The organism is Protofrankia sp. Cr1, assembly GCF_963555865.1.
GTDB lineage: Bacteria > Actinomycetota > Actinomycetes > Frankiales > Frankiaceae > Protofrankia.
Genome location: NZ_CAUVXO010000065.1, coordinates 4,831 through 12,172 on the forward strand (window position 1 = coordinate 4,831; position 7,342 = coordinate 12,172).

Below are 7,342 nucleotides of genomic sequence, written 5' to 3' on the forward strand. Positions count from 1 at the left end.
AGGTCCGGCACCCGGTGGCGCACGACATACGCGGCGATAGCCGGTCCGGCCACGCCGGCGGTGTACGCGGCCAGGAAGCTGCTGACCGCCACCTCCCGGTCATAGCCGTATGCCTGGCGCAGCTCGCGCACCATCGCGTCCAGGCCGGCGCCGGTGAGCAGATCGGCGCGACGCGACCAGCCGGCGCCGGGCTCGGCGCGGCCGATCCGTGCCACCTGCGGGGCGAGTACCGGTGCGATCGCCGCCAAGGTCGCTTTCAGGGGTGCCTCCCGCTGTCGCGTCGTGATGCACACGCCCCTCATCCTCGGGGTCGCCGGCGACATGCAGGAGGGTCCCGTGGGAGGTTCACCAGTGACCACCGGGGGCCGAAGGGCACGCGGCCGCGACGATGTGACCAGATACATGAGGTGGACGGTTGAGTTTCCAGTCGGTCGTGCATGGCGAGCGTTACGTATTCGCCGATCTCGTGGAACTGTTCGCCAAGGCGGGCGAGGCGAAGTCCGGTGATCAGCTGGCGGGGGTGGCCGCGTACTCGGCGGCTCAGCGGGTCGCGGCCCGACGAGCGCTCGCGGATGTCCGGCTCAGCGAAATCGTCGCGAATCCGTTGATCGAGGACGCGGTCACCGATTTGATCAACGACGGCCACGACGAATTGCGGTTCGGTGCCGTCTGCGCCCTGACCGTCGGTGAATTCCGCGAGTTGGTCCTGCGGCCGGAGTTCTCCCTGCAATGGGACGCGGGGTTAGCTGCGGGAATAACGCCCGAGATAGCGGCGGCGGTGGCTAAAATCATGACCGATCGGGATCTCGTTGTTGCCGCGAAACCACTGCGGACGGTCACCCGTTGTCGAAACACAATGGGCGGAACAGGCGTGTTCGGCATCGGTTTCCAGCTGGACCAGCCGACTGACGACATCGAGGCTTTCCTCCTGTTGGCACTGGACGGGCTGGCCCTCGGCTGCGGTGACGCCGTCGTCAGCGTGGATCCGGGAGGCGCCTCGACCGGGCGGGTCGAGCGGATCCTGCATGGTCTGGCCACGCTGGTCGGACAGCTCGGGGCACCGGCGCAGACCTGCGTCCTGGGCCATCTCACCACCCAGCTGGGCCTGATGGAGGCGGGTGCTCCGGTCGATCTGCTGTCCGCCTCCGTTGCCGGGACACAGCGGGCGGACCGTGCGTTCGGGATCACCCTGGACCTCCTCGCGCAAGCGCGTGAGGCGGTGCTCGAGCACCACCGGGAACGCGCCGCCGACTTCAGCGGCGACCAGGTGATGTACTTCGAGGCGGGGCAGGGAAATGCGCTGTCCGTCGAGGCACACCATGGGGTGGACCAACTCACCCTGTCCGCGCGTGCATTCGGTGTCGCTCGCGCTTTTGATCCGTTTCTGGTCAGCTCCGTGATCGGATCCAGCGGCGGAGAATATCTGGCCGGTTCCCGGCAGATCATCCGGGCCGGACTAGAGGACCATTTTGTCGGCAAGCTACTCGGGCTCCCGATGGGTTGCGATGTGTCCTACGCAGCCAAGCGGCGCATCGGCGGCTCGTACCCGGCCGAGTCATACGGGGGCGGGTCATACGGGGGCGAGTCATACGGGGGCGAGTCATACGGGGGCGAGTCATACGGGGGCGACGTCGACACGGGCCGGAACACCGGTGCGGACCTTCTGTTGCTCTTGGCCGCGGCGGGCAGCAACCATGTCACCGGGGTGGCCCCGGACGCGCTGGCCCTGCGTAACCAGACGTTGCGTGCCTCCGCGAGCGCGTGGGGGCTGGCGGCCCAGGACGTCCAGGACGTCCAGGCGAGTCTGCATCAGTCGTCGACCGGGTTTCGTGACGTCGTCGGGATGCGGGAGCTCTTCGGCCTGACGCCGGCCCCGGAATTCGCTGCCTGGGCGGCGCGGCGGGCCGTGCCACCCAGGGGACGGTTCGCCAGCCTAGATGATCTTGACCTGTCGACGCCGGTCAGACGGAGCCGGGACGCCTGGCTGCCCGCCGATGCCCTGAACCGGGTGTGGACGTGATGGTGTCGGCCGGAGTCGATAAGAACGCAATGGGGTGTCCGTAGAGGTACGCTGTCAGGAACACGTCACCACTGCGCGCCGTCCCTGCAGGCCCCGGTACGCCGCCGCGTCGCCCGGTCTTCTGAGTACGAGAAGGGTCATCGCGGTCTCGATCTCGGCCGCTCGGCACGGCGGAAGCGCAGAGGAGCCCCGACGGCGATCTTTGTGGTGCGGTTCATAGCATATAAACAATGCACGATAATGAGAACAAAGACGGCTACGCGGGGTAGTTTCCGCACGTCAGGCCATAACTGACGGTGAGATCGGCGGGTTTTACGATCCGCTCGCCAGCGACGAAAACCCACCGATACATGCGCGTCACATCTCGGCCGGCCCTCGCCTCGATCGACTCCTGGTACGTTCGCTGCACACCGGAACGATTTGCACGATGCCCTCTCGGGCCGCCGGTGGCGCGAAAAGGCCATGATCGCGCCGCCTTTGGCCCAACCGATGCCCTCTCGGGCCGCCGGTGGCGCGAAAAGGCCATGATCGCGCCGCCTTTGGCCCAACCGATGCCCTCTCGGGCCGCCCGGCCACCAGGCCGCCAAACCGTTTGTTCAGTTCTGATCCAGCTGGGTCAGGAATTCTTTCGCGTGGGCTTTTTCCGCGCGACCTGCTTTCTTCCGCGACGGCCTTCGCGGCGGATCGCGCCCGCTCGGCGCGAATTCCGGTAGCCAAGCCGGCGGCGCCGAGCATGCCGGACCGGGAAATCCCGGTCCCGGCATCTGACGTACCCAGTGGACGGTTGCCGCGTTGGCCGCCGTCCCGAACCGGGGGGAGACCAGCGGATGAGCATGCCTGACGAGCGCATTTTCGATGCGCAGCTGGCAGACCTGGTGCCGCGGCCGCGAGCTTCCTCAATGGTGGTTTCGACCATGCGCACCACATCTGTCGCCGGCTATCGGCCGGACGAGCAGGTACTGGTGTCGGTGGTGGTGCCGACCCGGAACGAGGCCGCGAATGTCGAGCCGCTCCTTCGCCGGCTTGACGCCGCGCTGGCCGATCTACCCAGCGAGGTCATCTTCGTCGACGATTCGGACGACGCCACGCCGGAGATCATAAAAGCGCTCCGTGGTTCTGTACGGATGCGGATCCGTGTCCACCACCGGCCCGCCCCCTATCGGGTGGGCGGGCTCGGTGGCGCCGTCACCGAAGGCATCCGGCTCTGTCACGCCGACTATGCGGTGATTCTCGATGGTGATCTGCAGCATCCACCGGAGGTGATTCCAGAGCTCTTTGCCGCGGCTGGTGCCGGCGACGTCGATGTTGTCGTCGGCAGTCGTTACGTCCACGGCGGCAGTGCCTCGGGTCTGGCGAACGGGCGCCGTCGAGTCGTGTCATCCGCTGCGAATCTGCTGTCCCGGATGCTTTTCCCGCTGCGACTGCGCGGCGTGTCGGACGTCATGAGCGGGTTCTTCCTCGTCCGGATCGCGGCGCTGGACCTCGACCGGCTCCGGCCGAACGGGTACAAGATCCTGCTTGAGCTGCTGGTTCGTTCCGGCGGCCTGCGGGTCGCGGAGGTCGGGTATGTCTTCGGCGAACGGCATGCCGGATCATCGAACGCCTCGATGTCCGAGGGGGTCCGCTTTGCGCGGCGGCTGTTCTCACTCCGCCTGCCCCGGGCTGCGCGGTTTGCGCTCGTAGGCGCCTCCGGGACATTGCCGAACGTTTTTGGTACGGCGTTTCTGCACCACAGCGGCATGCATTATGTGCCGGCGGCGGTGATCGCTACCCAGGTCGCCATCCTATGGAATTTCGTCGGCGCTGACCTGCTTGTCTGGGAGCGCGGAAACCAGTCCAGAATTCGCCGGTACGTGCCGTTCGCACTACTGAACAACGTCGATCTCGTCATCCGCCTCCCGCTGCTCGGACTGTTTGTGGAGCGCTGGCATATCAGCCTCGGTACGGCCACCGTCGCGACCCTGGCAATCGCTGTTGGTGTTCGTTACATGTTGGTCGACCGGATCGTCTACGGCGAGCATCGACCGACGGTGCGAAACCCGTTCCGGTCGCCCAGGCGGTCGATCACCGGGGCCGCCGGGGAGGCCGAGGCATGAGCCGGCGGACAATCCCGATCAGGAGTGGTGGAAATGTTTAGGGGAGGACGTCGGAGGTCGGGGCGCAGACGCGCCCTGACGGGACTTCTCGCGATCGCCTCCATCCAGTTCGTGGTGCTTGTCGTCGTCAATCCAGGCACGGCGAAAGCTGTCACCTGCCCGGACACACAATGGGCCGGCGACTATTTCGCCAACACGACAATGGCCGGGCCGACGGTGGGCTCGCGTTGCGACACCGACATCAGTTTCGACTGGGGGGAGACGGGCCCCGGGATCGGCGGTCTAGGCGGGTCCGGGTATTCGGTCCGGTGGACCCGTACGGTCTATCTGGACCCGGGTGAGTACGGCTTCACCGCGACCGCGGACGACGGAATCCGCGTTCTCCTGGACGGCAGCACCGTCATTGACGGATGGAAGGACCAGGGCCCGACCAGCTATTCCGCCAACCCCTCGGTGACAGCTGGTCAGCACACCATAGTCGTGGAGTACTACCAGAACGGCGGTGGCGCTCTTGCCGAGTTCAGCTACGCCCCGCCGGTGCCGCCCCCGCCGACGTGTGCGCCCGTCCAGTGGACGGCGTCGTATTTCTCCGGGACGGCGCTTGCCGGTGCCCCGCGCGGGCGCTGTGAGGATGCCATCAGCCATGACTGGGGAACCGGCGCACCGGACGTCCCCGGTATCAACGCGGACAACTTCTCGGTTCGGTGGACCCGGACCGAGAAGTTCTCGGCCGGCACCGTCACGTTCACCGCCGAGGCCGACGACGGCATTCGGGTGTACGTCGACGACACGCTGGTGATCGACGAGTGGCGGGACCAGGGGCCGACCACCTTCACCGCCAGCCCGACTGTCACGGCGGGCGACCACACGGTCAAGGTCGAGTACTTCGAGCACGGCGGTGGTGCAGTCGCTCAGGTGTCGTACGCCGCCGCGGCTCCGCCGTCGTCGTTGACCTGCCTGTCCACCCAGTGGGCGGCGTCCTACTTTCCCAACAGAACCCTGTCGGGACCACCGAAGACCGAACGCTGTGAGGCCACACTCAGTTACGACTACGGTGAGAACGGGCCGGGTGTGGATGGTGTCGGCCCGTACAACTTCTCGGCACGCTGGAGTCGGACCGACCAGTTCCGGGCCGGGAACAGCACGTTCACGGTAACGGCGGACGACGGCGTGCGTGTCTATGTCGACGGCACGGCTGTCATCAACCAATGGCAGGACCAGGGGCCGACCACCTATACGGCGACCGTGCCGGTCACGGCCGGAAAGCACGTCGTGAACGTCGAGTACTACCAGGGCGGCGGCAGCGGGCTCGTGCGGGCCGGCTATACCGGTGGGGGAGCCGCGGGGGACGTTCCGCCGCCGCCACCGGGCGGTTGCACGGGCGACTGTCAGGGTTCCTGGCAGGCTCTGCCGTACGATTCTCCGGTCCGCTCGGTGCACGCCACGGTGCTGCGTACAGGGAACGTCCTGCTCGTTGCCGGATCTGGCAACAACGGGACGGCGGCGGCAAACAACCAGTTCGTCTCCAAGATCTGGAACCCGTCGAACGGCGACTTCGTCGATGTTCCGACCCAGGAGGATCTCTTCTGCGTCGGGCACACCCAGCTTCCCGACGGACGAATCCTGTTGGCTGGCGGTACCCTCGCTTACCCGACGCCCACGACGAACTACAAGGGTCTGGCGAGCAGCTACATCTTCGACCCGATGACCGGTACCTACACCAAGACGAACGACATGCCGGGCGGTGGGCACTGGTACCCGTCACTGGTGAACCTCGGCAATGGTTCGGTATTCGCCACCGGCGGGCTCAACGAGAACGGTTCGGGAAACGTCGCCGTCGAGATGTTCGACCCGACGAAGGGTCAGTGGAAGCCCTTCAACGAGGTCCCGCAGACGTACTTCTACTGGGGTCTGTATCCCACCATGGTGCTGATGTCGGACGGCCGGCTTTTCTACGGCGGGACGCATACCTTCGGCAACGCTCTTCCGAACACCTCGGGGTCGGAGATCTACGACGTCGACACCGGGACGATCACTGACGTTCCGGGGCTGCGGGACATCGATTTCCGGGATCAGGGTGCCACCGTGCTCCTACCGCCGGCGCAGGCCCAGAAGGTGGCCAACTTCGGCGGCGGCAACTCCTACAGTGACCTCGATCCGACGAACCACACGGACATCATCAACCTCAGCAAGGAAGATCCACAGTGGACGGCCGGGCCGGACCTGCCGGCGGCGAAGATGTATGTGAGCGCCGTCATCCTGCCCGACGGCAAGGTGTTCGAGACCGGCGGTGCGAAGCACAACTATCCCCAGTACGCCGTACATGAGGCGTCCATGTACGACCCGGTCGCCAACGCCTTCACATCGCTGCCCGCTGACCCAGCCGATCGGATGTACCATTCGGAGGCATTCCTGCTTCCGGACGGCCGGGTGGCGACCATCGGGAACAATCCGGCCACCGGCGATTTCGACCTGGGTATCTCCATCTATTCACCCTGGTACATGTCCAGGGACCGCCCGACTATTTCCAACGCCGGCGACCAGTTCGATTATGGATCGACGCAGAAACTGACCGTGAGCGGGAACATCGGTCGCGTCACGCTGATCCGCCCGGCGTCGGTGACCCATCAGTCCGACCCGAACCAGCGGAGCGTCGACCTGCCGCTGTCCGGAACGGGTACGGATATCAGCGTGAGCGTCCCGGACAACCCGAACCTGCTGCCGGCCGGTTATTACATGATGTTCGCCCAAGATATGAACGGGGTGCCGTCCGTGGCCAAGTGGGTGCATGTCGGATGACCAGAAAAAGAATTCTGCTCGGTGCGGCCACCGTGCTGTGCGTCGCCGTCGGCCTGCTCGTCACCCTGCGGGTGACCGGGTCGACGGCGGACACCCGGGCCGACGGGCGGGTTCGGCAGGTCGCGGTTGAGCATTCCGTGGGTCCGGGAAACCGGGACCTCAGCGGTCGGGTGCAGCCACATGGAAATGGTCGACCGTCGCCGGCGACACTGTGGGTGGACGGCTGTGACCACAACTATGCGGACGCGGGCGGTAACTCCAACGTCTGTGTTCCGAAGGTCGCTCCCGGTGGCCGCACGGTCGACTGTGACTTCCTGCGGGCGGCCGGATTCGGCCCGCTCAAGGTGATCGGTGTGGACAGCAAGCATCTCGCCGGACCCGGAAAGACAGCTTCCCGCGGCGATACCGTCTGCGCATCCTGATTCCA

The 7,342-nt window shown here is 66.1% G+C and carries 4 protein-coding genes and 1 pseudogene; 4 read left to right on the forward strand and 1 reads right to left on the reverse strand.

Annotated features, from left to right (window positions below):
- Window positions 1-293, reverse strand: a pseudogene (locus U9980_RS08370) (Fe-S oxidoreductase); the annotation flags it as partial.
- A 122-nt stretch (window positions 294-415) separates the two neighbouring features.
- Here U9980_RS08370 and eutB point away from each other — a divergent pair.
- The 4 genes from eutB (at window position 416) to U9980_RS08390 (ending at window position 7,337) form a co-directional block, all read left to right on the forward strand.
- Window positions 416-2,020 (forward strand): ethanolamine ammonia-lyase subunit EutB, encoded by a 1,605-nt coding sequence (gene eutB, locus U9980_RS08375; RefSeq protein ID WP_322767412.1) that lies wholly within the window; start codon window positions 416-418, stop codon window positions 2,018-2,020.
- A gap of 914 nt (window positions 2,021-2,934) precedes the next feature.
- Window positions 2,935-4,116 carry a glycosyltransferase family 2 protein gene (locus U9980_RS08380; protein ID WP_322767413.1) on the forward strand — a complete coding sequence of 394 codons (1,182 nt, stop codon included), beginning with the start codon at window positions 2,935-2,937 and terminating at the stop codon, window positions 4,114-4,116.
- 33 nt (window positions 4,117-4,149) lie between these two features.
- A complete protein-coding gene (locus tag U9980_RS08385) occupies window positions 4,150-6,915 on the forward strand; it encodes a PA14 domain-containing protein (RefSeq protein ID WP_322767414.1) in 2,766 nt (921 codons plus the stop codon).
- Window positions 6,912-7,337, forward strand: a complete 426-nt coding sequence (locus U9980_RS08390) for a hypothetical protein (protein WP_322749795.1) — start codon at window positions 6,912-6,914, stop codon at window positions 7,335-7,337. Before U9980_RS08385 ends, U9980_RS08390 begins: the two co-directional genes overlap by 4 nt.
- Window positions 7,338-7,342: the final 5 nt, after the last annotated feature.

Excerpts from the sequence above, each read along its gene's own strand:
- U9980_RS08380 (WP_322767413.1), top strand. The coding sequence starts at position 2,935 with ATGCGCACCACATCTGTCGCCGGCTATCGGCCGGACGAGCAGGTACTG.
- U9980_RS08385 (WP_322767414.1), top strand. The coding sequence starts at position 4,150 with ATGTTTAGGGGAGGACGTCGGAGGTCGGGGCGCAGACGCGCCCTGACG.
- U9980_RS08390 (WP_322749795.1), top strand. The coding sequence starts at position 6,912 with ATGACCAGAAAAAGAATTCTGCTCGGTGCGGCCACCGTGCTGTGCGTC.